This is a genomic window from Candidatus Palauibacter sp. (assembly GCF_965237495.1).
GTDB lineage: Bacteria > Gemmatimonadota > Gemmatimonadetes > Palauibacterales > Palauibacteraceae > Palauibacter.
The window spans coordinates 1,338,769-1,361,079 of the sequence record NZ_OZ250143.1 but is presented as its reverse complement, the minus strand read 5'-3'; the positions used below and the strand labels follow the sequence as shown (position 1 = coordinate 1,361,079).

Genomic DNA, 22,311 nt, shown 5'->3' with positions numbered 1-22,311 from the left:
CTCCTCCCGGAGTCACCGGGGCGCGGAAGATAGACGGGGGCGGTGGAGAGGCCAAGCGCGATGTCGGACTCCGGACGACGGATTTCTCTGTTCGCGCTGAAGCGGCTCGCCCCGCGGCTGCGGGCTCATCGGCCGGCACTCGCCGGGGCCGGGATCTGTCTCCTTCTGAGCACCGCTATCGGCCTCGTCTTCCCTCTCGTCGTGCGCTACCTGATGGACGCGGCGTTCGGCGACGGGGATGCGGCGCTCCTGGGCGCGATCGCGCTGGGGCTGCTGGGACTCTTCGCACTCCAGGGCCTGTTCAACTTCGGGGAGACGTACTGGCTGGGGGCGACCGGAGAGCGCGTCGTGACCCGGTTGCGCGACGAACTGTTCTCGAAGCTGGTCGGGCTTTCCCCCGGATTCCACGCGGGGCGTGCGAGCGGCGAACTCACCTCGCGGCTCGCCTCCGACTGTTCGACGCTCCAGCAGATCATGGGGCACCAGATCGCGGAACTCGTGCGGCAGATCCTCTTTCTGGTCGGCGCGCTCGTGCTGCTCACGTTCCTCCACTGGCAACTCATGCTGACGACGCTGGCGGTGGCCCCCATCGTCGTGCTCGCCGGCTTCGCGCTCGGGCGGCTGCTCCGGCGGCGGAGTACGGAGGTGCAGGATCGGCTCGCCGAGGCGCACGCGGTCGCGGACGAGGCCTTCGGCCAGATCGAGATCGTCCAGAGCTTCGTCCGGGAGAGGTGGGAGCGCGCCCGCTACCGGGCCGGAATCGACGCCGCGCTCGAGGCGGCGCTCTCGCGGGCCATCGTGCGCGCCGTGTTGTTCGGGGTTCTTACGGTCGTCGCGTTCGGCGGCATCGTGATCGTCCTCTGGCAGGGAGGGCGGCTCGTGCTCGCGGACCAGATCACGGCCGGGCAGCTCGTGTCGTTCCTCCTCTACGCCTTCTCCGTGGCGGCGGCGATCATGGCGCTGGCCTCGCTGTGGGGCTCCTACCAGGAGGCGCAGGGCGCCGCGCGCCGCGTGTTCGACATGCTCGATATCGAGAGCACGATCGTCGAGCCGGCCGCCCCCAGCTCACTCGCGGGCCACGGACCGCCGGAGATCGCCTTCGACGCCGTGTCCTTCCGCTACGGAGAGACAGAGCCCTGGGCGCTGGAGGAGATCGACGCGACGATCGCTCCGGGCGAGGTCGTCGCACTCGTGGGCCCGAGCGGCGCCGGGAAGACGACCTTCGCCTCGCTCATCCCCCGCTTCTGGGATGTCACGCGAGGGGGGGTGCGGGTGCGCGGGGTGGACGTGCGCGAGTGCGCCCTCGCGGAACTCCGGTCACGGATCGGCGTCGTCCCGCAGGACCACCCGCTCTTCGCCGGGACGATCGCGGAGAACATCGCCTACGCCCGGCCGGACGCGCACCACGCGGCGATCGAGGCGGCGGCCGCGGCGGCGCACGCGCGCGAGTTCATCGAGCGGCTGCCGGACGGCTACGAGACAATGGTCGGCGAGCGTGGCGTGCGGCTCTCGGGCGGCCAGCGGCAGCGGATCGCGATCGCACGCGTCCTCCTCAAGGAACCCGAGATTCTCATCCTCGACGAGGCGACGAGCGGTCTCGACGCGGAAAGCGAGGCGCTGGTGGAGGAGGCGTTGCAGGCTGCCTCGGTCGGACGCACGACGGTCATCATCGCCCACCGCCTGCGCACCGTGCGCCGCGCCGACCGCCTGCTGGTCCTGGACCGGGGGCGGCTCGTGGACATCGGTCCGCACGATGTCCTGATCGACCGCTGCGCCCTGTACCGCCGCCTCTACGAAGGCCAGCAACTCGCCTGAGTCCTCCAGGTGGAATCTCCTCGCGTTCGCTGATATCCGATCCCACTCCCAGCGGCTGGCCCCGTTAGCTGCAGCTCGTTCCAGGGTTGAGGAAGTAGTGATTGTCGCTGTAGATGCACTCGGTCGGACCGATGTCGGATTCGGAACAGTGGCCCGCAGGCACTCCCCTTGAATGGAGGCCCACCGCTCGCTGAAGCACACGCGTGGCGGAACCCACAGCAGGATGCCGGGACAGTCCTCGGCGCGCACAACGTCCCGATCGACCGCGGGACGCTTTACCGCCGCCCCCACGGAAGCCAGCAACTCGTCTGACCCGAATCCGCGTCCGCTAAGGCCCATCGTAGTCAGCGGGCAGACGGTACTCATACACGCCGAACTCGCGGCTAAGACCGACCGCGAATATCCGCGGGAAGGAGACGGTGGAGACCCCTATCAATGGAGGGTCGAACACATATCGCTTCTGGACCCGCCCGCGACGATCGAGCACCCACAATTCGCCCGGGTTTACGTCCATGTTCTCAGGAGTCGCCCTTACGAAGAAGGAGCCGTCACCAATGGCTCCGGTCGTCGATCCGGCCCAAAGCCTGCCCGCCGGCATCCCTCCTCCTCCGGAGGCGACCATGCGCGACGCCCCGCGAACCGTCTCCAGAAAGTCCTCGCGCCATTCCGTCAGGACATGGACGACCTCGCCGAAACCAAAAGCGTCGAACATGGTCCCGTCGAGTCGGTAGATGCGCCCCTCGGGCGACCCGGGTTTCACGACGGCCAGCAACTCCTCGCCGATGCTCGTGATGGAACACGAAACGCATGAAGCGAGGAAGGCCCCGTCGCCGAAGGCGCCGACGCTCCGCCCGTCGACCTCGAACAGTTCGTATAGCGTTCCGTCCGGGCCGGGCATGACCGCAACCAGCGTATCGCCCAGCAGCGTCAGGTCCATGGCGCCGCGGTTGAGAGGAACCTCCGTAACCGCCTGCCGGGTGAAGCGGTCGAACACGACGAGTTTGGCGTTCCCCCGATCCAGCGCAATCACGTGGCGGCCGGTGACTTCGAAGCCGGCGAGGTTCCGCATTTCTCCAGGTCCCTCACCGTGACGACCAAAGTAGCCTACGAATTCTCCGCCGGTCGTGAATTCGACGATTCGATGGTCATCGATATCCACGCCCAGGAGATGGTCCGCCACCGGATCGTGGCGGAGATCCCTAATCCGCCCGAGCCAAGCTGTCGCGTCACTTGCGTCCTGGCGCACGATCGTGCGCACGCGCTCCAACTCGATGGGACGCGAGAGGGATCGATCCGGGCCTGGGCGGGAGTCCCCGCCGCACGACGCTAAGCAGAGGCACAGAAGTCCGGCGCTCACAGTCTCCGCAAGCCACGACTGCAGCTTACGGAACTTCGGGGCTTGAAGCTCTCGCGAAAGCCCGGACGAACGAATCGACGTCAACACCCATCCATGGTGGCATAGTAGTGATCGTCACTGTACATGCACCTTCCCGGACCGAGGTCGTCCTGCAGGCAGTCCTCAAAGTATCCGCCCGGGTTGAAGGGACAGTCTTCGTCGAAATTGGCCCGAGCGTCGCCGACAGCGCCAGTCACGAGAATGAGGGTGGAGAGGATCACGGGTCGGACGAAGTTCCTGAACCTGGTCATCGAGCATTCTCCCTTGGGTCTCGCCGGTCGTTCGGACCGAATCGTTTCGTCGGCACCTGTAAGGCCGACAGTCTCGGGAGGACATCCTACCCCCCCCCCCCCCACTCGGTTATGCAACTCGAACGCTTGTCCAACGGGAAGTGAGCCTGAACGGGGGATGGGTTTCCACCGGGAAGTGAGCCTGAAGCGCGGGGCGATGAGATCATGGAGGCATGATCGTGACGCTTCGCACCGAACGGATCCACCCCTGGAGGAGGTTGGCGCCTTCCTCGGCGGCAGCGAGCCGGTGGACTTCGACCTCGACGACCGGGACTCGGCCTACCTCTTCGTCATACGTTCGCTGGAGAGGCTCCGCTACCACCACCTCGGCAAGCCGGACAAGGGTCTCGTCAAGGCGTACCTCGCCAAGGTGACCGGGCTCCCAAGGGCGCAGCTCACCCGGCTGATCGCCCAGCACCGAAGGACCGGCGACATCCGCGACCACCTCAAGAAGCCCCCGGCCAACGCCTTCCAGCGGCGCTACACGCCCCGCGACGACGCCCTCCTGGCCGAGGTCGACGACGCCTACGGCCGGCTCTCCGGACCCGCCACCAAGGAGATCCTCCGCCGCCAGTACGAAGTCCACCGCGACGAGCGCTTCGAGCGCCTCGCACGCATCTCCAACGGCCACATCCACAACCTCCGCAAGGCCCGCGACTACCGCCTCGGGGCCCTCTCCATCGCCAAGACCCGACCCGTACATATCTCCATCGGCGTCCGCCGCAAGCCCGATCCCGACGGCCGCCCCGGCTTCGTCCGTGTCGACACGGTCCACCAAGGCGACCGGGATGGCGAGAAGGGCGTCTACGTCCTCAACGTCGTCGATCAGGTCACCCAGTTCGAGCACATCGGCGGCGGCGTCCGCGCCAGCGAGTACTTCCTCCTGCCCGTTCTCGAAGACCTCCTCCAAGCCTTCCCCTTCCGCGTCGAAGGCTTCCACGCCGACAACGGCTCCGAGTACATCAACCACCATGTCGCCCGACTGCTCAACAAGCTCCACATCGGAGAGTTCACCAAGTCCCGGCCTCGACACTCCAACGACAACGCGCTCGTCGAGTCCAAGAACGGCGCCATCGTCCGCAAGTGGCTCGGACGCGCCCACATCTCCGCAGAGTGCGCCCCCGCCGTCAACGACTTCCTCCGCAGCGTCCTCTGCCCCTTCCTCAACTTCCACCGGCCCTGCCTCTTCCCCTCCGAGGTCGAAGGCCCCCGCGGCCGCATCAAGAAGCGCTACCGCCAACAGGACGTCGCCACCCCCTACGAGAAGCTCAAGTCGCTTCCCGATGCCGAGAACTCCCTCCGTGACGACGTCACCTTCGAGCAGCTCGACCGCTTCGCCGCCGCCTCCTCGGGCCTCGAGGCCGTCCGCCAGCTGTTCCGCAACCTCGCCGCCGCCGGTACCTCCGCCGCGTGAAGGACCAGATGAGGACCACTGCCAAAGCCGCCGCACGCCCCGGCCGTTGCGAGCCGCGCCGCCAGCATCAACATGCCTCCAGATGCTAAACCGGCCCCGCGCCCTCACCCGGGCCCGAGGTCCTCCTTCACGATCATCTCCGTATTGGATAAAGACTCTCGGTCATTACCTGACACTTCCGGCGCCAAGGAGGAGGGCGTCGATCTCCCCGCTCAGGGACGCGACGGTCTGGGGGCCGAGGAGTTCCTTCCGGATCCAGCCCTCGGGGTCGACGATGACCGTCGTCGGGAAGCCCACCGCGGCGAAGGTCGCGACGGCGTCGTCCATCCCGAGGATCCAGTTCGGGTAGCCGGCGCCGAAGTCCGCGAGGAAGTCGCGGATCTCCTCCGGGCTACCGGACTCGACCGCGAGGCCGAGGACGGCGACGGGCCGGTCGGCGTAAACCCGGGCCAGTTCGACGAGTTCCGGCAGTTCCTCGCGGCACGGGAGGCACCACGTGCCCCACAGGTTCGCGACGACCACGTTGCCTCGCAGATCCTCGAGGGTCGCCTCGGCGCCCTCCAGGGTGCGGAAGGACTCGCCGGGCGCCGGCTTCGCCCCGGAGGGGATCTCGGCCGGGGCGCCGTTCGCCGCCGCGCCGCGATCCGGCGCCGCCTCAGCGGCCGCGTCCGGCGCGTCGCCAGCCGTCCCGCACCCGAACCCGATCAGCGCGGCGAATGCCGCCGCGCCCCTGCGGGTCAGGACACCGAACTTCATCCGGTCAACCCCCGCCGCCGGCGCTCGGCGTGAGGACGACGCCCGGCAGCGCCCACGTCAGCTCACCCCCATCGACGACGAAGTTCCCCGCCACGAGCACGTAGTCCACGCCCGAGGCGTACTGGTGAGGGTCGAAGAACGTCGCGTTGTCCTGGATTTCGTCGAAATCGAGGACGGCGATGTCCGCCACCATCCCCTCCCGGATGAGCCCCCGGTCCCGAAGCCCGAGGAGCTGCGCGGGAAGGCTCGTCATCGATCGCACGGCGCTCTCCACGGACAGGACGCCGAGGTCCATCGCGTACCGCTTGATCTTCCGCGGGAAGGTGCCGTAGAAGCGCGCGTGGACCGGACCGTCGTCCGGGAGCGCAATGCCGGCGTCGGAGGCCGTCACCAGCCACGGGTGGGCCGAGAACTCCTCCACGTCTATCTCCGACAGGGAGAAGCCGCGCACGCGTGCCCCGCCCGGCCGCGTGCGCTCGCCCTCGATCTGCAGCCGGATCGCCACGTCGACGGGGAACGCATCCCACTCGGCGGCCAGCTCCGCCACCGTCTTCCCGATCAGGGTCTCATCCGGATGGTCCATGATGACGAGGTTCTCGGGACCCCCGCGACGCCCGATTTCGTGCTCGATGTCGAGGCGGACCTGTTCGCCGCTGGCGGGGTCGGAGAGCGCCTCGCGGAGCGCCGCCGCAAAGTCGATCTGCGCGCGCCCTCCCCCCGACGGGCCACCGCCCGGGCCGCCGCCGGGGAAGATCCAGCGTGGCAGGAGGACCGTATTCCCGTCGCTCCCGGTCGTGTTGTACGGGTACTGGTCGGCCCAGATCGGAACGCCCCGCGCCCGGGCCCGCTCGATCAGCTCCACGAGGGCCCGCCCCGCGCCCCAGAAGTCCGAGCCGCGGGCCTTGATGTGGGTCGCCACGGTCGTGACGCCCGTGCGCTCGGCAACTTCGATGTTCTCGAGGACGGTCTGGATCATGGTCGGGGGACCGGGGTCGTCCTGGCTCGGCCAGAACCACATCGGCGTCATGCCGGAGCTGCGCTCGTGCACGATGTACACGCCGCCTCCCCGCCCCGCCGCCTCGACGAGCGGGAAGAGTTCGGAGGTCTCGCTCCAGATCCCGGGCACGTACTCGAGCCCCGCACTGAGGCCGTACGCGCCCTCCGCCATCCCCTGCTCGACCAGTTCCGTCATGCGCTCGACCTCGGCGGGGGTCGAGGGCCGCATGAAGTCGTCGCCGAGCGCCATGCCGCGGATCGTGTTGTGGCCGACCATGAGCGCCGCGTTCGGCCCATGGCCGCGCGACTCGAGGCGCGCGCGCTGGTCCGCGATCGGCCACGGGGACCCGCCGTCCTGGTTGACGACAACCGTGGTGACGCCCTGGCTCACCAGGTTGGGGGCCGCGCGGCGGCGCGCGCCCTCGCTCCCGGCGTCTCCCTCCGCGTCGAGGCCGTCGTCCGCGTGCGAGTGGATGTCGACGAATCCGGGGACGACGTACCGCCCGTCGAGTTCGATCACGCGCTCGCCGGTCGCGTTCGAGAGATCCCCGACCGCGGCGATCCGGCCGCCCCGGATCCCGACGTCCGCGCGGAACCATGGGTTCCCCGTGCCGTCCAGCACCCGCCCCCCGCGCAGCACGATGTCGAAGCTCTGGTTCTGCGCCCCCTCCCGCGCGGACAGAGGTGGTGAGCTGACGATTCCAAGGGTGACGGCACACAGCAGCGTGCGGGCGGCGCGGCGGTTCATGATCGCTCCACTGTGATGGACCCGTGCTCTCGCACCGCTTAAGCTACGCCGGCGCACGCACGGGTCCAACCCGCTGGTTTGCGCCTCGAGGGTGGCCGCCGTAGATCGGCGGGCGATGAACGATCTCCTTCTCCGCGCGCTGTCGCGCGAACCCGTGGAACGGACCCCGGTGTGGTTCATGCGGCAGGCGGGCCGCTGCCTCCCCGCATACCGCCAGCTGCGCCGGGAGCGCGGCTTCCTCCAACTCGTCCGCGATCCGGAGGCGGCGGCGCGCGTCACGCGGTTGCCGCTGGCTTACTTCGACGTGGACGCGCTGGTCCTGTTCATGGATCTGTCGACGCCGTTCGAGGCGGCCGGGATCGAGGTGGAACTCCGTCCCGGCGTGGGACCCGTCCCCCTGCCTCCATGGGGGGGCCTCGAGGACGTGGACCGGCTGCGTCCCTTCGACCCGCGGGAGCGTCTCGACTTCGTGCTCGAGGCGATCCGCCTGCTCGCGGCCGACCCGGAGCGGCCCGTGATCGGATTCGTCGGGGCGCCGTTCACTCTCTGCTCGTACCTGGCCCGCGGGGCGCGCGACAGCCGCCTCACGCAGCTCCGGGGCTTCATGCTCCGTAGGCCCGGGTTGTGGGACCGGTTGGCCGGTTTCTGGGTCGAACACCTCGCCGAGTTCGCCATCGCGCAGCACGAAGCCGGCGCCGGCGCGATCCAGGTGTTCGACTCGTGGTGCGGCGTCCTCGATCCCGACAGCTATCGAGCTCATGTGCTTCCCCATTCCCGGCGTCTCCTCGAACGGCTTGCCGAGCGCAGGATTCCGACCGTGCACTACGGCGCCGCGCACCCGGCCTTCGCGGAAGCCGGCGGCGACGCGATCGGGGTCGACTGGCGCCTGCCCCTGGACGAAGCGTGGGAGCGGATCGGCACGGAACGCGCCATCCAGGGGAACCTCGACCCCGCCCGCATCCTGGCTGGCGAGGAAGCGGCCCGGGCCGGAACGCGCGACGTCCTGCGCCGCGCCGGGGGACGGCCGGGGCACATCTTCAACCTCGGGCACGGCCTGCACCCCGATTCCGACCCCCGCGTGATCGCTGCCGTGGTCGATGAAGTGCACCGCTGGAGCTCGCCGGGCTGAGGCCGAGAGAGCGTCCGGAGACGTTCCCGCGAGAACGCGGCCTTACCGTTTCGCGGCGATTCGCAGGGCGACGGCCTCGGCTTCGGCGATACGACTCGAGATGCCCAGGCGCCCGGTGTAGCCGGCCGCGAGCGTGATCCCGCGGGGGAGTTCGAGACCGTCGAGCGCCCGCCACGAGGCATCGTACGCCGGCAGGCGCGGGCGCGCCGTGCGGATCGGGGCCGCCGCCGGCCCGTGGATCGCCTCGTACTCGGCGGCGGCCGTCGACTCGAGACGAGCGGAGTCCCAGCCGGCGACCTCGGGATCGAGACCACCCCCGAGGTAGGCGGTGCAGACGCCCTCGCGCCCGAAGAGCGACGCGTTCCACGTGACGCCGCGAGTGCGCCAGCGTTCGCCGAACGCGACCTGGAAGCCGAACCCCTCCCCCGCCCCCTCGACGTCGAGCGGGCACACGACGATCGGGTTGTACCGTAGTCGAGAGAGCCGGTCGGCGGCCTCCGGCGACACGGTCCGCAGGAGGCGGGCCGCGTCGGGCGCCGGCGTCGTGATGACGACTTCGTCAACGACCTCGGCGTCGGGACGCGCGCCGCCGTGGCCGACCTCGAACCCCCGTCCGGAGCGCCGAAGTACCTCGACGGGGGCCGAAAGCCGCACCCGCTCCCGGTGCCGGGCCGCGATCGCCGACGGCAGCGTCGACATCCCGGCGCGGAAGGTGCACGCGGAGCGCGACGCCTCGGGCTTCCAGCGGCGGGCCGCCGCGAGCAGGCTGCGCCTCACTCCGAGCGGCCCGAGGAGCATCGGCAGGACGCGGCCCGCCGACATGGTCTCCGGATCCGACCCGAAGGTGGCGGAGATGAGCGGCCCGAACAGCCGCCGGTAGGCTTCGCGCCCACCCTTGCGGCGGAAGTAGCGGGCCACCGACTCGCCCGGATCGAGCCCGCCGGTGAACGGTTCGAGCGCCACCCGCGCGCGCCCCGCCGGTGACAGCAGGTCCCCCGCAAGGAGTCCTCCGGGGCGGGTCGGCACGACGCGCAGCCGCCCGCGCGCCCAGATGAAGAGCCGCGCTCCGGGTTTCGCCTCGAGGATCTCCGGGCCGAGTTCGAGGTCTTCCACGAGTCGGCGCACGGGCGCCACGAGCCGCGTCCGCTGCGGGCCGAGTTCGACCACGCGGCCGCGGTGGCGCGTGGTCCGGATCACGCCACCGACCTCCGCGGAGCTCTCGAACAGGATCGAGTCGACGCCCAGGCGGGCGAGCGCGTGCGTGAGCGCCAGCCCGGTGATCCCTCCGCCGATGATTCCGATTCGCATGCCCTCCCCCTTCAGACCGCCGACCGGAGGCGGCAAGCTCCCGAACGGTTGCGAGACGGGCAAGCCGGGGACGCGGCCGATATGTTCCCTCCCCGCGCCCCGCCCCCCGTAACCGGCGGGGTCCTCACGGACCCCGAGATGACGACAGATGCCGAGCCCCGCCCCCCGACCCGCCGTCCTGCTCCTGAACTTCGGTGAACCGGGCACGCCGGACCCCGGCGCCGTCACCCGCTTCCTCGAGCGGATCTTCCTCGCCAACGCGCGACTGGAACCGGACATCGACCCGGCGGCCGCACGCGAACGAAGCCGCGAACTCGCGCGGCGACGGACCCCGGGCCTCGTCGAAGCCTACGAGCGGATCGGGGGCTCGCCGCTCGACCGGCAGGCGGCCGCCCAGGCGGACGCGCTGCAGCAGGCCCTCGAGGCTCGTGGTCGCCCGATGGACAGCGCGGTGGGGATGCAGTTCACCGACCCCTCGATCGAGGAGGCGCTGGCCGAGCTGAGGGGGCGTGGTGCCGCCTCGATCGTGGCCGTGCCGGTTTACCCCCTCTGCGGCCCGTCCACCTCGGTCGCGGCTCTGGCCGAGGTCGACGGGGCGCTCGACCGACTCGGATGGCGTCCCGAGGTGCGGCGCGTCACGGGCTGGCATCGGCACCCCGGCTACGTCGGGCTGCGCGCGGCAGCGATCCGCCGAACCGCGGCCGACGCGGGCTGGAGCCTGAACGACCCGGCCCTGCGCCTCGTGTTCAGCGCGCACGGAACGCCGCTTCGCTACCTCGAGGAGGGCTCCCGCTACGTGGACTATGTCGAGGAGTGGTGCGAGACCCTGGCCCGCGCACTCGGGGTCGCGGCGTGGACGCTCGGCTACCAGAACCACTCGAACCGCGGGATCGCCTGGACCCAGCCCGGGATCGAGGCCGCGCTGCAGAGCCTCTCGGGCGTGTCGAAGGTCCTCGTCGACCCCATCAGCTTCATGCACGAGCAGTCGGAAACGCTCATGGAGCTGGACGTGGAACTGGCGGCGGAAGCCGCGGAACTCGGACTCGAGTTCGAGCGCGTGGGGGTCCCGCACGACGACAAGGCGTTCGCCGAGCTGCTGGCGGATCTGACGCTGGCGGCGCTGGGGGCCGAGGTTTCGGGTCTTCCCCGCCGCACCTCGTGCCACTGCCGGCCCGGGGCCGATCTGTGCTTCAACGGCGCGCCAGCCGACGCACTTCCTCGTGCCGGAAGCACGATGTGACGTGGTCGTTCACCATGCCGGCCCCCTGCATGTACGCGTAGCAGATCGTGGGCCCCACGAAGCGAAACCCGCGCTTCCGTAGCACCTTCGACATGCGTTCAGACTCCCGCGTGGACGCCGGCACTTCCCTCGGCTCCCGCCAGCGGTTGCGGAGCGTCCGTCCCCCCGTGAACGACCAGACGAAGGCGTCGAACGTCCCGAACTCCTCCTGAATCTCGAGGAAGCGTGCCGCGTTCGTCACCGTCGCCGCGATCTTCGCCCGGTTGCGAACAATGGAGGCATCGCCTCGAAGACGCTTTATATGATCTTCAGTAAACAACGATACAACAGAAGGATCAAAGTTTGTGAACGCCTGACGAAAAGCCTCCCGCTTGTGGAGGATGACCGCCCACGAGAGACCGGCCTGGAACGCGTCGAGGACGAGGAACTCGAAGTGAATGCGATCGTCCGACACCGGAACGCCCCACTCGGTGTCGTGATACGCCACCATGCGCGCCTCGCGACCCGCCCACGTACAGCGGGAGAGGCCGTCGCCTGTCGGGCTCAGCTCTCGGGGGGCGCGGTGAGGTGTTCGATCACGCGGCCGCCGACACTCGCGACCTGTCCGCGGACCACGCAGGCGAGCATGTCGGCGGCCTCGCGCAGCAGCGACGCCGGCTCCCGACGGTCCCCCTCGAAGCGGACGACCTCGCCGAGGAAGATGCCGACGAGTTGCGTGGACGAGGAGTCGTCGCCCTCCGACCCGGACGCCGCGTCGTACTCGGACCCCGGTACGCTCGCTTTCCACGGCTCGTCCGGTTCACGCCCCCCGCGCGCGGCCCGCTCCATGGGGACGAGCGCGAGCAGGCTGCCTTCCAGCCCCGGCCCGCCCTTCCGGACATTGAGGGCGAGCGCCACCGGCTTGTCGAAGAGGTCCATGCGAAGGAAGTCCTGGACGCTCCCGGCGGGGATCGCGCAGCGGCCGATGGGCCGCTTCTCGTGGAAGGAGCCGATGCACACGGTGCCGTTCGGCGTCAGATCGTGTTCGATCGGGTGGACGTCGAGCTTGACGGGGGAGGCGGTGCCGACGAGGACGTGTTCCCGGCGGCTCTCGTCCTTCCGCGACGGCGGCAGCATATCTCCGAAAAAAAGTTGTCCAGAAGGAATAACATTACCCTCTAGTCTGACGGGTTATCGCGAGATAGGATAAGCTACCGTGACGAAATGGCCCGAAACGGAGGAAACGGCCCATGAAACTCAGCAACACGGCGCTCAAGATGAGGGCGGACGCGCGGAAGGTGAGTTGGTCCGAGAACACCGAACGCGCGTACGAACGGCAATTCAACTGGTTCCGCGATTGGTGCGAGGCGAACAACACTCCCTCGATGCCAGCCGAACCGAACGCGATCATCAATTACCTCGCTGAGCTTGTGGCCCAGGGCAAATCCCTCAGCTACGTCAAGATCGCGCGGAACGCGATCCGGGGCTACCACAAGCTGCACCACGCCGGGCCCAACCCCATCAAGGATCCGGCCATCGCCGAGTATCTGGAGTCGGCATACGCGACCGCCGAAAAAGAGCCGCGCGGGCAGGCACTCCCCCTCCGGCAGCAAGAGGTGGACTTCATCTGCGATTACTTGGAGGCGGAGGTTCACGAGGCGAAGACGTGGCTCCAGCGCGACCGCGCGCTGCGGAAGATCGCGCTTTTGCGAGTCGGGGCCGATGCTGCACTCCGGCGCGGCGAATTGATCGCGCTCACATGGGCCGACGTGACGTTCCCACGGAACGGGTCGAAGGAAATGACCACGGTTCGCATCGTGCGCTCCAAGACCTCGGACGATCCGGCCACCCTCCCGGTCGGCAAGAAAGCCGCCGACGCGCTCCGTGCGGTCTACGATTTCGGGGCATGGGAGGACACCGACCTCGTGTTTCGCCTCAAGACCGGACACGCCGTCACGATGTGGATCCGCAAGGTGACGCTGACGGCGGGGCTGATTCCACCGATGGGGCGCAACTTCTCGGGACACTCCCTCCGTATGGGCCGGGCCATCGAGCTTGCCGAACGCGGCGGGACAACGCTGGAGGTTGGCGCCATGCTTCGTCACCGTGACGCGTCGATGGCGGAGCATTACTCGAAGGCGGCGATGGGCTCGCTCATCCTCCGGAAGTATTTCGCGGAAGATTGATCCCCCGGTTACCCTCCCGACCCGGAGTTACCCCGACCCCTCGCGCTCAACCCGAGCCGGGGGGTCGTTGCTTATCGTGCCGGGGCGGGTAGGTTCGCCGGACCTGAAGCAAAAAAAATACCACCAACAAGGGAGGGACAGAATGAGAAGCGACAGTCGAAGGTTGTTCATGGCGCTGGCGCCGGAGGTGGAGAAGGACGTTGAGTGTGATTACTGCCGCAAGCCCATCGACTCGGAAGAAGTCGTGAATTACGGGGAAGGGACAGAGAGGGTGTCTCTGCACTCGGGGCACAGTGGAACATCCCCGTGCGTTCGGGACGCAAAGCAATGGGTGCGCGTCTTGCAGTCTGAGGGCATCGGACCAGACATCGACGACTGACGTGTGCTTCGCCTCACCGGAGGGGCCCGGTAACCCGCCGTCACGCGGCTTCCGCCGCGCTGCGGGCGCACCGCTCGCACACATGAACCGTAGCGAACCGCGTACGGACCTTGAGGACGGGCGCGCCGGGCTCCGACGTGCGGGAGCATAAGAAGCAATCCACGTCGTCGGAGGAAACCCACCACCGCGTCCCGTGCCCCCCCGCGCGCATCGAAGCGCGGGTCGCCGACTCGCGGACCTCCGCCAACTCGGGAGCCGTGGCCGCAGCCTCGCGCCTCGCCTGGTACGTGTCGTTGCAGGGGTCACAACGGTGATGATGGCCGGCGGGGCGGAGGCGTCCACTGGGTTACTGCGGGGGTGGGGTCGGGTAACTCCCGCAGTCCAGACACGCGCCGGGCGAACACTGCCCGCGTCCATGGGCGGGCGAACCCGCGCCCCGCCTCCCGCAGAACCGGCACCGACGCGCCGGGATCGCGATGGCCGTCCCATCGTCGCGGACTGCGGTGACCCGCGCGGCGACGCGATGGCCGTCCACGTCCACGGTTACCTCGTCGCCGACGCGCGCGGGGGTGGGCTGCACGATCAGCGTCCGGCGGTTCCACGACCACCGGGCCGCCGGCGGGTCAACCCGCGCACTCACACGCCGCGCGACCCCGGAGGATCGCCCATGACATGCGGAGCCGCTGGCGGAAAAGTAACTCGCGCGAGTTACTTTTCTCGGGAAGCTCCGTCACCACGACGGGGACCGCAGCCTCGGCGGTTACCCACGTCCCGGTCACCGCGTCGATCAACCCCGCCCGCGAACACGCGGCGAAAAGCGCCTCCACTGCTCGCGTGTCGTGTTCAACGGACGCGGGCTGCATCCGGAAACAGTAGACCCATGGGGGGTGAGCATCTGCGGTTGCGGGCTCACCCCGCCACGTCGTGAAGGTCGCGCCGTTCCGGCGGGCGATGGAGTCCAAGGCGAGGACGCGGCGATGCGGTAACTCAACCTCGCTGGAAGCCCCCGCGAGGACTTCGCCGGTTGGGCCGTTGGCGTACCGCCAGCCCCATTTCGCGCCGATCATTTTACGCGTCCTCGATGGTAAGCTCGATCCCGGCGGCTTCGGCTTCCGCGCGGCGCTCGCGGTAGAGCGCCGTGTCCTCCAACTCCGACCGTTTGATGCTGACCGGCGAAGGCGCGGAGTGCCATGCTGGGGGAGTGGGATCGGAGACTCGCGGGGCGCTGTTCGATATCACCAAATCCGCGTTCTTGGCGTGAGCGATCCGCCGCGCCGCGCGGTAAATCTCCGCGTCCTCCGCATCGGCACGGTTGATTTCGAGGGGTGCAGTCTTGGAGGGGATAGCGGTTCCCGCACCCTCGCGGATCACCACGAGCGGGAGCCCGGCGCGGTCGGAGTATTCCTTTGCCCGGCGGTACGATTGGGCGTCGCTGGCGTCTTCGCGGGTAATGCGGACCTCCTCCAAGTCGCGGGCCTCAGAAGCGAAATCCTCCGGGCTCAGGAGTCTTTGGTTCATGGCGCGGAAGTCGCGGGACTCCGCCCGGCTTGCTGGGCGGGTCGAACCCGAGGTGAACCCGCGCGCTTGGCTGTTCTGAATCGCTTCCTCACGCGTGAAACCCATCCCTGTCGGCTGGCCGTTCAATTCGGCCACGATCACTTGATTCTTGCTCATTCGATTCACTCCGTTTCTAAGGGTTTTGGAACGGCGGAGGCGATTCTCCAGCCGCCGGGCTCGCACGCCAGCGCACGTCGCCGCCGTGCAGCCGCGAGCGCGTCGCGGATGGCCAGCTCAGCCCACTCCGGCGCGGTGACGCCATCGAGGCTCGCGGCGCGGTTTAGGTCCGCGCCGAGCCACGCGGGTAAGGTCACGGACATCCTCGGGCTTCCCACTGGGATCCGCCGCACGCCGCGCACCTTTGCCAGCCGCGCGACCGAAGCCGCCGATTCGCGATCAGCGGCTACAGGGTTCTCAATCAGGCGAGCAAGCAACTCGGAGGGCTGCATCCTCGCACGCTTCGCGACCGCAGCGAGGGCATCGCGGGTTTCCTCGCCCAGCGCGTCAAAGGCGCTGTCGGCGCGGTTCGCGTCATGCCGCATGACGGCGCGCCCGACGCTCACTGGCCGACAGCGCCCGGAACAGGATCAGCCGCACCCAGCTTGACAGGCCCAGCCCCTCGCGGTCGGCCGCGCGGTTGATACGCTGGCGCGTGTTTCGCGGCATCCAGACAGACAGGGATTCGGGGAACTTTCTCACTTCGCCTCCGGCGGTTCGGTGTCGCGTGCTTACGCTTAGGGTACCCCGGAGCCCGAAGGCATGGCCGGACAAATGACCGCATCTGCTCCATCACCTCTTCGGTGTACCTCTACGGAACTCGCGGGAGAGCATCTCGAAGTAACGAAGCGCCGGTCTCCACCCCCCGGACCGACGCACCCTTCCACGTAACCTTTTGCCTTCAGGCGCATGCCGCCTCATCATACGAGTTGAGGTGAAAGCAACGGTTCGAGACTTGGTTGTGGGAGGGGGTAAAGATCGTGAGCACAACTCCAAGGGGTCTGCAGGGCTTTAGCAATTACGCTGCGGAAATCACGGCGATGACAGAGGCAACCGGAAGCATGTTCGCTCGTATCGCCGAACAGGCGAGGGTGTCCGAAATGTTCGCGACTCGTATCGCCGAACAAGTGAAGGTCTCCGACAGCATGATCGCCGCACTCGGTGAGGTGAGGGTCTCCGACAGTATGATCGCCGCAGCCGCCGAACAGGCGAAGGTGTCCGAAATGTTCGCGACTCGTATCGCCGAACAAGTGAGGGTCTCGGACATGGTCGCCGGATTCCTCGCAACCAAGGCAATCGTACCGGAGGCCAGGGCGAGCGCGACGCCAGTCAAGACATGCGCGAGGTGCATGGAAGAATTCCACTTCTCGTTTGAGAAGGACGCCCTTGGGACGTGCTCCCGTTCATGCACGGCGCGGTTGCTGGGGTTCGAGTACGGAGGGGAAGAGTAACCGACCTCTTCAACGCGTGGCTCGCTCGGGGGATCGGGGTACGGCTCCGGTCCCCCGACCCTCCCTACCCCGAATTTACTCTCGCTTACATCCCCTGCTCCCCGCGTACCTTCGGGGCCCCCCTCAGCTCGAACCCCAGCACGAAGGAAGGAAACAGCGAAATGCCTCGCGTATTCGGTGCCGTGAATTGTCGTATCTGCAATCAATCTCTCTTGTCTGAATTGGTCTCCGTTTCTTCGGACGAGAAAAGTGCCGCGCGGCAAGAAGCCAATCGGCTTGTTCGGGAAAAGTTCAAACGTGTCGCACGACGGAAGGGCTTAGCGTACAAGGCCAGAACATGCTCAACGGAGTGCTATGGAACCTTGCCGAATTGGAACCGAATCCTGTTTCGAGTTCTTCCTGTGGCGGCAGGCTGGTTCCAGTGAGAATCGTTGAGAATCAACGGTAGCTGGAGGGGGCAGGCCATGAAACGTCGCACGAAGATCATCTTGATCGTCATCGGGGCAATCGTCGGAATCAACGTGGTTGCGGGGCTGTTCGGACCGGACCCGGCACCCGAGACACCGGCACCCGAGGCGTTCGCATCTCCGACGATGGCCGAAGAATGGCGCGACCATTTCGGCTTCCAGCCGGGCGACCCCGTAGGGCTTGACCTTACGCCGATCCCGGACGATCAACTCGTCAACGCGGGGTACACGAGCGGTATGAACCGCCCGACCGTCACACACGAGATTGAGTTCTCGGACGGATCGAAGCTGGTAACCGAATGGACGCGACCCGAACAGGTGGACGGTAGCTTGGGGCCGGGGGTCTTCTCTCGCGTTGTCCAGGCGGGCCGATGAAGCGAGAAACAATTATCACGCTCGCCGTTGCGCTGGTCGGGGTTTTCGCCGTCACCCCGATCCCGGCCGGAGCGCAGGAAGATGACGCTCGGGAGCGGCAGGAGCGGTTCCAGTTGTTTACGAACTGCGCCCTAGTAGTGCCCGATGTCAACCTGCAGTTCAGCGGGGATCATGACGTTGAGGGATTGACCGAAGAACGCTTGAAGCACGCCATCGACAGCCGCCTCCGCGCTGCACGGCTGTATGAGTCGCCAGACCCAGCCCTCCGCCGTACAACCGATTGGACCATCCTAGCAGGCCGTGGAAGAAGTGGTTGCCGGCGTGGCTGACTGTGGAAGCGGAAAGTGGCGGATGATTTGGGTGTTGTTATGCAAAAGGCGGCCCGGGGGGCGGTGAAAGCCGCGATTTGCGCCCGGGAGGCCGAGAATGCGCCCGATTCGGCCAAGAAAGGCGGCAAAGTCGCGTGCGGAGGCGTCCGAGAGGGCCGCGGCCGCTGCCGCGAGGCCCTGCAGGCCGCGCGGGGTGCCGAAGCCGAAGCGGCTGCGCATCGCCAGCGAGAGGTTGAAGGCGGCGGCGTGAACGAGCATCCGTTTTCGGATCTCCTCCTGCCCGCGGACGTGAACGCGGCGCAACCCTCCGGTCACGAGGAAGGTGGCGAAGGTGCGCTCCAGCTTCTCTCCGCGTTCGCGCTGCAGCCGCTTCCCCCGCTCGCCCCGGTTGCGGCGGCGGTTGCCGTACACGGCCTTCTGCGCGTCCCGCTTGCCCTTCCACTTCCGGCGGCCCCGGTTCGGCTCGCTCACGTAGCTCCGCAGTCCCCGCTCCTTCACGCCCGTCATGGTCGCGTTCGAGTGGTAGCCCTTGTCGGCCACCACTTCCCTCGGCTCCGCACCCACTTCCGCCAGCCGCCGCTCCGTCTCGTCCAGCGTCACCGGCAGCGACGCGCAGTCGCCGCCGTCCATCGTCTGCACCGTCACGGCGACCACCGCGCCGGTCTCCATGTCGACCGCCTGCTCGAGCTTGTGCGCCAAGCGGGTGCGGCCGTCCTTCATCTTCGTGATCCGCGCCTCCGGGTCGTGCGGATGCTTCCAGTCCTTGTTCGACCCCTTCCCCGGACGCTTGCGGTCCAGCTTCGCAAGGTCGGCCCGCGTCGGCGTCTCGATCCCGGACGCCCGCGCCAGCTGCTCGAGCCACGCGTCGTACTCCGTCTCGTCGTCACGCCGCACGATCGCGCGCAGCGCCGCGTTCGCCTCCAGCGTCGTCGAGTCCACCCCCACCGTCTTGCCCCGCAGCAGCCCCGACTCCCGCAGCACCTCCAGCACCCAGCCGAACACCGCGCCGTGGGCCTCCAGGCTCAGCCGCTTGCGCGTCTTCGACAGCGTGGAATGCTCCGGCGGCGTCTTCGCCAGACCGTAGCCCAGAAACTCCCGCAGCGAGATCGAGTCCCGGCAACGCCACGCGATGCCCCGTTCCGAGCCGATCCCCTCCAGGTATCCCACCATCAGCATCCGGAAGTACACGCCCGGTGGCAGGCCCGGCCGGCCCATCCGCGCCGCGTAGAACTCCCGGCACGCCTCCTCGGCGAACTCGTCAAAGCCGCTCTTGCGCAGAAGCTTGTCCAAAGCCGCGTAGAACGGGTTGTCCAGCGCCCGCACCGCGCTCGCCGCAATGAACAGCTCCTCCTGTCGCTCGCCCGGCATCCTGCCCACCGCCATCGCCAACCTCCCGTGACCGCCGGTTGCCTCTTGTCCCGCCCACAATCTAACCATCAACACCGGCGCGGGACATCGCGACTTTTTCCACGGCCTGCTAGGGGTGTTCGTACACGTGGTCGGGCGAGCGTTTCATGTCGAAGTCCAGCACCGGAAAGGGCTGCGCGACCCCCTGACATCCGAGACGGGTACCGCCGGGACATGGGACCGCAGTGTAACGGGAACGCACAGTGGGGAGGGCGAGTATATCGTGGGTCCAGTTACTCGCCACCTCGACGAATTCCTCGACGAATACCTCCGCGTCAACGAGGCGGCATGCACGACCCGCCAGCGGGAGGGCTAACCATGAACCAGCGAGACGTTGTGACATGAATGAGATTGGTCCCATCCTCCGGCCCGCCGTAGAACTCATCAACAACCTATTGGGTCCAAGCGCAAGGGAAATCGGCGAAATAGGGGGAGATTTCGCGCACTACTGGCGGATGAAGAACTTGGACCGCATCGCACCCAAGGTGCGACGTTGCTACGAGAAACTCGGGCTTGACGAGAAGAGCTTTCTCCGCCCGGCGGTTGGGCTTCCAATGCTTGAAGCAGCATCCTACCAAGATGATTCCTACCTCCAAGACAGATGGGCCAATCTCCTTGCCGGGACGGCAGCGAACGCCGGGGATGAAACGGATTTTGACCTCGGGTCCACCTATGTCGAGATCATGCGGCAGCTATCACGTACTGACTGCGAAATACTTGATTTCGTCGCAGAAAACGGGATTGAAGGAATCAACGAGGATGGAAGCTACGCACCCAAGGGCTTTGACCCTGAGGAATTGAAGGAAAGATTCGACAAGCGGGTAGCGCACATATCCGTCGAGAAGCTGGTAACCCTTGGTGTGCTTCAACGCGCGATGAAGATGCCCATCACACCCGGACCCACAGCCTCGGGCTTCGCGGAAGTTATCGTCCCGACGATCATCGGCTTGAACTTCTACGTGACGGCGTCCGGTAAGATGCCCGGATGGGTTCCCGGCGACCGGGTACCTTCGGACGCACCGACATCGAACCCCAGCTAACTAAGGGGAAGTCACCACCGCCGGGCGGCGGCCCGTAACAACCCCCCGGTTTCCCCCCGAGGGGAACAACTAAGGAGAACGGGAACACCATGTATCGCGAGCCCGTTTCATGGAAGGAATCGGCAATCTACGCGCTGGCCGAAGCCGGCCACCCGCGCCATTACCGCGACATCGCGAGGCGGATTGACCGGATGGAGATCAAGCCGCATCGGAGCGATGATGCGGCCAGCACGGTGAGCGCCGCCATCACCACGTCGTTGCGCACCGAGGGGCCAGCCTCCCCGTTCATCCGCACCGAGCCGGGCGTCTACGCGCTGCGGCCAGATTTCGACGTGCTGGCGTTTCTAGAAGGCCGGGGATTTCGTGCTGACCCCTCACCATCCTCCGCCGAACCCGCCGCCCGGTAACCCCCGAAACGCGCCGGAAACCGCTCATGTGGACGGAAGGGCGAGGGAGCTTACCAACCCCCGAAAACGACGGAGTTCTCGTTGTTCTCGGCAGCATAACGGGCACCCCGTCGGGGTGGCACCGACCTAGCTGGGGGTATCTCCGAAGTAGAGCGTCGTGACCGTCGTCATCCCATCGTCCTCCGATCGCGCCTCGCCGTCGTAGCCCCTCTCCAACCGATACGCTCCAACATGCGGCCGGGTTCCGCAACGTCGCCGGCGAGGGATGCGTACGATACCCCGGTCCACGCTCGCAACTTTCTGCGGACGGAGAGGAAATGACCCGGAGCTTCCTCGATTGCATCGAAGCCTGGGGGGGCGAAGCCGTCGTCTCCTGACACGACGGCGCTACCGGCAGCTGGATCTTCATCGCCATGCACGACACGCGGCTCGGGCCGGCGACGGGCGGCACCCGGATGACCTCGTACGAGACCCCGGTGGACGGGCTCGTGGACGCCATGCGCCTGGCCGAGGGCATGACATCGAAGTGGGCGAGCGTCGGGATGCGCTTCGGCGGCTCCGTGGTGTCCGCCGCTCGCATGTGGGACGTCGAGGTCGACGTGTACGCGCCCTGCGCGGTCGGGGCCACGCTCAACCCCGACACGATCCCCCGACTCACGTGCTCGATCGTCGCGGGCTCCGCCAACAACCAGCTCCTCTCGGAGGCCGACGCCGAGGCGCTGCACGAGCGCGGGATCCTGTACGCGCCCGACTATGTGATCAACGCCGGGGGGGCCGTCGCCTTCGGCAACATCCATCAGGGGGAGCGGGACCCGGCCCGCCTCCGGGCCCGCGTCGAGCGGATCGGGTCGGCGCTCCGGGAGATGTTCGAGGAGGCGGCCGCCGCCGGAGAGTCGCCGCTGCACGCAGCCCACCGCCACGCACAAGGGTTCCTCGCCCGCCACGCCGCTAGCGCTAGCGGCGGGAGGTGATGCGGTCCAGCGGCTGTCTGGTGATGTCGGGGACGAGCGCATCCGCCGCCGGATAGCCGACGACGAGGAGCAGGAAGGGCCGCTCGTTCGGGGGCCGGTCGAGGATCTCGTTGAGGAAGCCCATCGGACTCGGTGTGTGCGTGAGCGTGGCGAGTCCCGCGTGGTGTAGTGCCGTGATGAGGATGCCGGTGGCGATGCCGACGGATTCCGTCACGTAGTAGTTCTTGAGCTTCTCTTCCCCGCGCAGTTCGTACTTCTCGGCGAAGATGGCGATGAGTACGGGCGCGGTCTCGAGGAACGGTTTCTGTTCGTCCGTCCCCAGGTGGGCGAGCGCCTCGAGCCACTCGGGCGGGGCGCGATGCTCGTAGAAGTCCAGCTCCTCGTGCTCGGCCGCTTCCCGGATGCGGCGCTTGACGGCGGGGTCGCGGACCACCACGAAGTGCCAGGGCTGCCGGTTCGCGCCGTTGGGGGCCGTGCCCGCCGCCTCGATGCAGGCGTCGATGACCTCCCCGGGCACCGGTTCGGGGGAGTAGTCCCGGACGGTCCGCCGACGCCGCATCTCGTCCCGGAAGGCCCGGGCGCGCCGCGCCATCTCGGCCTCGTCATGCCGCGTGAAGGTCGAGAGCGGGACCGGACGGTACGAGCCGCCGTCCGTCATCGCGCGGACAGAGAGA

22 protein-coding genes are annotated in these 22,311 nt (G+C 67.8%); 10 read left to right on the top strand and 12 right to left on the bottom strand.

Annotation, left to right across the window (positions count from 1 at the left end):
* The first annotated feature begins 60 nt into the window (after positions 1 to 60).
* Complete coding sequence (locus tag ACPXY0_RS05845) at positions 61 to 1,815, top strand: ABC transporter ATP-binding protein (RefSeq protein ID WP_423929342.1); 1,755 nt, start codon at positions 61 to 63, stop codon at positions 1,813 to 1,815.
* 328 nt (positions 1,816 to 2,143) lie between these two features.
* On the opposite strand, the gene ACPXY0_RS05840 is transcribed toward ACPXY0_RS05845, so the two are convergent.
* Both ACPXY0_RS05840 and ACPXY0_RS05835 read right to left on the bottom strand, forming a co-directional pair.
* Positions 2,144 to 3,073 carry a hypothetical protein gene (locus ACPXY0_RS05840; protein ID WP_423929340.1) on the bottom strand — a complete coding sequence of 310 codons (930 nt, stop codon included), beginning with the start codon at positions 3,071 to 3,073 and terminating at the stop codon, positions 2,144 to 2,146.
* 179 nt (positions 3,074 to 3,252) lie between these two features.
* A complete protein-coding gene (locus tag ACPXY0_RS05835) occupies positions 3,253 to 3,462 on the bottom strand; it encodes a hypothetical protein (protein WP_423929338.1) in 210 nt (69 codons plus the stop codon).
* A 196-nt stretch (positions 3,463 to 3,658) separates the two neighbouring features.
* Between ACPXY0_RS05835 and ACPXY0_RS05830 the strand changes: the two genes are divergently transcribed.
* Positions 3,659 to 4,915, top strand: a complete 1,257-nt coding sequence (locus ACPXY0_RS05830; protein ID WP_423929336.1) for an integrase — start codon at positions 3,659 to 3,661, stop codon at positions 4,913 to 4,915.
* Between the two features lie 165 nt (positions 4,916 to 5,080).
* Here ACPXY0_RS05830 and ACPXY0_RS05825 read toward each other — a convergent pair whose 3' ends face one another.
* Together ACPXY0_RS05825 and ACPXY0_RS05820 are read right to left on the bottom strand one after the other, a co-directional pair.
* Positions 5,081 to 5,671, bottom strand: coding sequence for a TlpA family protein disulfide reductase (locus tag ACPXY0_RS05825; protein WP_423929334.1), 591 nt, complete (start codon positions 5,669 to 5,671; stop codon positions 5,081 to 5,083).
* A gap of 4 nt (positions 5,672 to 5,675) precedes the next feature.
* Complete coding sequence (locus ACPXY0_RS05820) at positions 5,676 to 7,415, bottom strand: N-acyl-D-amino-acid deacylase family protein (protein ID WP_423929332.1); 1,740 nt, start codon at positions 7,413 to 7,415, stop codon at positions 5,676 to 5,678.
* 115 nt (positions 7,416 to 7,530) lie between these two features.
* Here ACPXY0_RS05820 and hemE point away from each other — a divergent pair, with 115 nt between their 5' ends.
* Positions 7,531 to 8,544, top strand: coding sequence for a uroporphyrinogen decarboxylase (gene hemE, locus ACPXY0_RS05815; protein WP_423929330.1), 1,014 nt, complete (start codon positions 7,531 to 7,533; stop codon positions 8,542 to 8,544).
* Between the two features lie 42 nt (positions 8,545 to 8,586).
* On the opposite strand, the gene hemG is transcribed toward hemE, so the two are convergent.
* Entirely contained in the window at positions 8,587 to 9,852 is a 1,266-nt protein-coding gene (gene hemG, locus ACPXY0_RS05810) for a protoporphyrinogen oxidase (RefSeq protein WP_423929328.1), read from the bottom strand.
* A 148-nt stretch (positions 9,853 to 10,000) separates the two neighbouring features.
* Between hemG and hemH the strand changes: the two genes are divergently transcribed.
* Positions 10,001 to 11,092 carry a ferrochelatase gene (gene hemH / locus ACPXY0_RS05805; protein ID WP_423929326.1) on the top strand — a complete coding sequence of 364 codons (1,092 nt, stop codon included), beginning with the start codon at positions 10,001 to 10,003 and terminating at the stop codon, positions 11,090 to 11,092.
* Here the strand turns inward: hemH and ACPXY0_RS05800 are convergent.
* Together ACPXY0_RS05800 and ACPXY0_RS05795 are read right to left on the bottom strand one after the other, a co-directional pair.
* On the bottom strand, positions 11,043 to 11,582 hold the full coding sequence (locus ACPXY0_RS05800; protein ID WP_423929324.1) for a DNA-3-methyladenine glycosylase I: 540 nt from the start codon (positions 11,580 to 11,582) through the stop codon (positions 11,043 to 11,045). The genes hemH and ACPXY0_RS05800 overlap by 50 nt on opposite strands.
* Before the next feature lie 53 nt (positions 11,583 to 11,635).
* Entirely contained in the window at positions 11,636 to 12,208 is a 573-nt protein-coding gene (locus ACPXY0_RS05795) for a hypothetical protein (RefSeq protein ID WP_423929322.1), read from the bottom strand.
* Positions 12,209 to 12,321: 113 nt separating this feature from the next.
* Here ACPXY0_RS05795 and ACPXY0_RS05790 point away from each other — a divergent pair, with 113 nt between their 5' ends.
* Positions 12,322 to 13,257 carry a tyrosine-type recombinase/integrase gene (locus tag ACPXY0_RS05790; protein WP_423929320.1) on the top strand — a complete coding sequence of 312 codons (936 nt, stop codon included), beginning with the start codon at positions 12,322 to 12,324 and terminating at the stop codon, positions 13,255 to 13,257.
* A gap of 1,447 nt (positions 13,258 to 14,704) precedes the next feature.
* Here the strand turns inward: ACPXY0_RS05790 and ACPXY0_RS05785 are convergent.
* The 3 genes from ACPXY0_RS05785 to ACPXY0_RS05775 are packed head-to-tail and all read right to left on the bottom strand — an operon-like array spanning position 14,705 to position 15,892.
* Positions 14,705 to 15,319 carry a hypothetical protein gene (locus ACPXY0_RS05785; RefSeq protein WP_423929318.1) on the bottom strand — a complete coding sequence of 205 codons (615 nt, stop codon included), beginning with the start codon at positions 15,317 to 15,319 and terminating at the stop codon, positions 14,705 to 14,707.
* Positions 15,316 to 15,735 carry a hypothetical protein gene (locus ACPXY0_RS05780; protein WP_423929316.1) on the bottom strand — a complete coding sequence of 140 codons (420 nt, stop codon included), beginning with the start codon at positions 15,733 to 15,735 and terminating at the stop codon, positions 15,316 to 15,318. Before ACPXY0_RS05780 ends, ACPXY0_RS05785 begins: the two co-directional genes overlap by 4 nt.
* Complete coding sequence (locus ACPXY0_RS05775; RefSeq protein WP_423929314.1) at positions 15,725 to 15,892, bottom strand: hypothetical protein; 168 nt, start codon at positions 15,890 to 15,892, stop codon at positions 15,725 to 15,727. The genes ACPXY0_RS05780 and ACPXY0_RS05775 overlap by 11 nt, the downstream gene beginning before the upstream one ends.
* A 338-nt stretch (positions 15,893 to 16,230) precedes the next feature.
* Here ACPXY0_RS05775 and ACPXY0_RS05770 point away from each other — a divergent pair, with 338 nt between their 5' ends.
* Together ACPXY0_RS05770 and ACPXY0_RS05765 are read left to right on the top strand one after the other, a co-directional pair.
* Complete coding sequence (locus tag ACPXY0_RS05770) at positions 16,231 to 16,641, top strand: hypothetical protein (protein ID WP_423929312.1); 411 nt, start codon at positions 16,231 to 16,233, stop codon at positions 16,639 to 16,641.
* 464 nt (positions 16,642 to 17,105) lie between these two features.
* The gene (locus tag ACPXY0_RS05765) at positions 17,106 to 17,483 is read left to right on the top strand and encodes a hypothetical protein (RefSeq protein ID WP_423929310.1); all 378 of its coding nucleotides are present in this window, start codon (positions 17,106 to 17,108) and stop codon (positions 17,481 to 17,483) included.
* Positions 17,484 to 17,773: 290 nt separating this feature from the next.
* On the opposite strand, the gene ACPXY0_RS05760 is transcribed toward ACPXY0_RS05765, so the two are convergent.
* The gene (locus tag ACPXY0_RS05760) at positions 17,774 to 19,195 is read right to left on the bottom strand and encodes a transposase (protein WP_423929308.1); all 1,422 of its coding nucleotides are present in this window, start codon (positions 19,193 to 19,195) and stop codon (positions 17,774 to 17,776) included.
* Between the two features lie 365 nt (positions 19,196 to 19,560).
* Between ACPXY0_RS05760 and ACPXY0_RS05755 the strand changes: the two genes are divergently transcribed.
* From ACPXY0_RS05755 to ACPXY0_RS05745, 3 genes are all read left to right on the top strand, one after another.
* Positions 19,561 to 20,259 (top strand): Abi-alpha family protein, encoded by a 699-nt coding sequence (locus ACPXY0_RS05755; protein ID WP_423929306.1) that lies wholly within the window; start codon positions 19,561 to 19,563, stop codon positions 20,257 to 20,259.
* 89 nt (positions 20,260 to 20,348) lie between these two features.
* Positions 20,349 to 20,666, top strand: coding sequence for a winged helix-turn-helix domain-containing protein (locus ACPXY0_RS05750; RefSeq protein WP_423929304.1), 318 nt, complete (start codon positions 20,349 to 20,351; stop codon positions 20,664 to 20,666).
* 413 nt (positions 20,667 to 21,079) lie between these two features.
* Positions 21,080 to 21,637, top strand: coding sequence for a Glu/Leu/Phe/Val dehydrogenase dimerization domain-containing protein (locus ACPXY0_RS05745; protein WP_423929302.1), 558 nt, complete (start codon positions 21,080 to 21,082; stop codon positions 21,635 to 21,637).
* Here ACPXY0_RS05745 and ACPXY0_RS05740 read toward each other — a convergent pair.
* On the bottom strand, positions 21,621 to 22,295 hold the full coding sequence (locus tag ACPXY0_RS05740) for a nitroreductase family protein (RefSeq protein WP_423929300.1): 675 nt from the start codon (positions 22,293 to 22,295) through the stop codon (positions 21,621 to 21,623). The genes ACPXY0_RS05745 and ACPXY0_RS05740 overlap by 17 nt on opposite strands.
* Positions 22,296 to 22,311 lie beyond the last annotated feature (16 nt).

What these genes read in the sequence shown, in the direction of transcription:
- ACPXY0_RS05845 (WP_423929342.1), top strand. Translation starts at nt 61, where the DNA reads ATGTCGGACTCCGGACGACGGATTTCTCTGTTCGCGCTGAAGCGGCTC.
- ACPXY0_RS05835 (WP_423929338.1), bottom strand. Translation starts at nt 3,462, where the DNA reads ATGACCAGGTTCAGGAACTTCGTCCGACCCGTGATCCTCTCCACCCTC.
- ACPXY0_RS05830 (WP_423929336.1), top strand. Translation starts at nt 3,659, where the DNA reads ATGAGATCATGGAGGCATGATCGTGACGCTTCGCACCGAACGGATCCA.
- ACPXY0_RS05825 (WP_423929334.1), bottom strand. Translation starts at nt 5,671, where the DNA reads ATGAAGTTCGGTGTCCTGACCCGCAGGGGCGCGGCGGCATTCGCCGCG.
- ACPXY0_RS05820 (WP_423929332.1), bottom strand. Translation starts at nt 7,415, where the DNA reads ATGAACCGCCGCGCCGCCCGCACGCTGCTGTGTGCCGTCACCCTTGGA.
- hemE (WP_423929330.1), top strand. Translation starts at nt 7,531, where the DNA reads ATGAACGATCTCCTTCTCCGCGCGCTGTCGCGCGAACCCGTGGAACGG.
- hemG (WP_423929328.1), bottom strand. Translation starts at nt 9,852, where the DNA reads ATGCGAATCGGAATCATCGGCGGAGGGATCACCGGGCTGGCGCTCACG.
- hemH (WP_423929326.1), top strand. Translation starts at nt 10,001, where the DNA reads ATGCCGAGCCCCGCCCCCCGACCCGCCGTCCTGCTCCTGAACTTCGGT.
- ACPXY0_RS05800 (WP_423929324.1), bottom strand. Translation starts at nt 11,582, where the DNA reads ATGGTGGCGTATCACGACACCGAGTGGGGCGTTCCGGTGTCGGACGAT.
- ACPXY0_RS05795 (WP_423929322.1), bottom strand. Translation starts at nt 12,208, where the DNA reads ATGCTGCCGCCGTCGCGGAAGGACGAGAGCCGCCGGGAACACGTCCTC.
- ACPXY0_RS05790 (WP_423929320.1), top strand. Translation starts at nt 12,322, where the DNA reads ATGAAACTCAGCAACACGGCGCTCAAGATGAGGGCGGACGCGCGGAAG.
- ACPXY0_RS05780 (WP_423929316.1), bottom strand. Translation starts at nt 15,735, where the DNA reads ATGCGGCATGACGCGAACCGCGCCGACAGCGCCTTTGACGCGCTGGGC.
- ACPXY0_RS05770 (WP_423929312.1), top strand. Translation starts at nt 16,231, where the DNA reads ATGACAGAGGCAACCGGAAGCATGTTCGCTCGTATCGCCGAACAGGCG.
- ACPXY0_RS05765 (WP_423929310.1), top strand. Translation starts at nt 17,106, where the DNA reads ATGAAACGTCGCACGAAGATCATCTTGATCGTCATCGGGGCAATCGTC.
- ACPXY0_RS05760 (WP_423929308.1), bottom strand. Translation starts at nt 19,195, where the DNA reads ATGGCGGTGGGCAGGATGCCGGGCGAGCGACAGGAGGAGCTGTTCATT.
- ACPXY0_RS05755 (WP_423929306.1), top strand. Translation starts at nt 19,561, where the DNA reads ATGAATGAGATTGGTCCCATCCTCCGGCCCGCCGTAGAACTCATCAAC.
- ACPXY0_RS05750 (WP_423929304.1), top strand. Translation starts at nt 20,349, where the DNA reads ATGTATCGCGAGCCCGTTTCATGGAAGGAATCGGCAATCTACGCGCTG.
- ACPXY0_RS05745 (WP_423929302.1), top strand. Translation starts at nt 21,080, where the DNA reads ATGCACGACACGCGGCTCGGGCCGGCGACGGGCGGCACCCGGATGACC.
- ACPXY0_RS05740 (WP_423929300.1), bottom strand. Translation starts at nt 22,295, where the DNA reads ATGACGGACGGCGGCTCGTACCGTCCGGTCCCGCTCTCGACCTTCACG.